The sequence below is a fragment of the Brevinematia bacterium genome (genome assembly GCA_039630355.1).
GTDB lineage: Bacteria > Spirochaetota > Brevinematia > DTOW01 > DTOW01 > SKYB106.
Window position 1 is genome coordinate 1 of sequence record JBCNVF010000086.1, and the last position, 1,340, is coordinate 1,340.

The following is a 1,340-nucleotide window of genomic DNA, read 5'->3' on the forward strand; positions in this document are numbered from 1 at the left end:
GTAAAGGATATAGAAATAGCGACTAGGCTACAGGACTTGGGAGTAAGAGCTGGAGGGGTGATGCAGAATATAACGCAATACTGGAATGTGTCTCTTAACAATGTTTCTCAGGACTTGTTTTCTTCCTTCATAAACAGAACATTCTAGGAGGTAAGTATGATAAGAAGCGGGTATGTTAAGTTTTTACTGCAAAATAAAACTTCCTCCACATACCTAGTATCCAGAGGAGGGGGAGAAACCGATTTTACTCCTACCACACAGGAGCTGGAAAGCATACTATCCAGAGTAAAAAGCATACTAATAAACGCGTTTGGGAGTGCTAATGTCGTGGTAAAGTGGTTGCGGGGGAATGTAGGGACAAGCGGAAACGGAGACTATAGTTCTCCTTTTAAAACCATCCAAGATGCACAGAACTGGGCGGCAAGTAATAATAAAAGAGTTATACTGCTCTGGCATAGCCAAGATAATACTCCGTTTTTTACGTTTACAGGAAATCCAAATTTAGATAGAATATACCTACTAGGGGGGAAGTGGGATGGTAATCAGAGGGTGGTTTCTACTGACAAGGTCACTATAATGGGACTAATTTCTCCTTCTTCCTACATAGACAAGATAGGATGCCTAGTGAATACTATATACGATATACATGCTCCATCTATTTTTGATAATGACCCCCCGCCAGCATATCCAAACTGGACAACTAGAATATCTACATTAGACCCTACTTGGTGGGATGGAATGTATCTGAGAGTAATAGCAAGTAGAGTTTATACCAGAGCTATGTTCCACGGGCTGGACAAAAACGGCAGGTATTACAGGCTTGTGTATCTCTGTCTTTCACAACCTATCTAGGAGGAGGTATGTATCTAGAAGAAGGGATTCATATACTACATGGATATGGAGTTAGAGTTGTAGATTTTTCACATTTACAGATTACAGGGAAGTATTATGTATCTTTCTACGGATATGTTTTACCAGGAACCTATCCTGCTAGTGTAATAACACACATAGAAACATTTGTGAAAGACTTCTCTAGCGTAGAAGAAATACTACAGGAGGCGATAGCATACTTCAGAAGCGACCCTCGAAACTGGATGTTTTCTAAGGGGTTTATAAATAAAATCTTGCAAGGAGAATATAGTATACTTAACTGCGATGTTGCTAACAGAGTATTGTTTAGGCAAAGAGTATTTATACAAGAGCTTGTTAATTTCTATTCCGTGTCTATAAGGCAAGAATACTACAACCCTTTAGACTTGGATTTTGTAAATGTGCTGTATATAGTGGATAGAAACGAAACTTACCAGCAGGTGCTAGGGAAGACGGTAGGACAGATACGG

At 39.6% G+C, this 1,340-nt stretch carries 2 protein-coding genes; both read left to right on the forward strand.

The features are described from left to right. The first annotated feature begins 156 nt into the window (after window positions 1–156). On the forward strand, window positions 157–852 hold the full coding sequence (locus tag ABDH28_05750; protein ID MEN2998522.1) for a hypothetical protein: 696 nt from the start codon (window positions 157–159) through the stop codon (window positions 850–852). Between the two features lie 8 nt (window positions 853–860). Next, the coding region (locus ABDH28_05755; protein ID MEN2998523.1) for a hypothetical protein at window positions 861–1,340 on the forward strand (480 nt) is incomplete at its 3' end.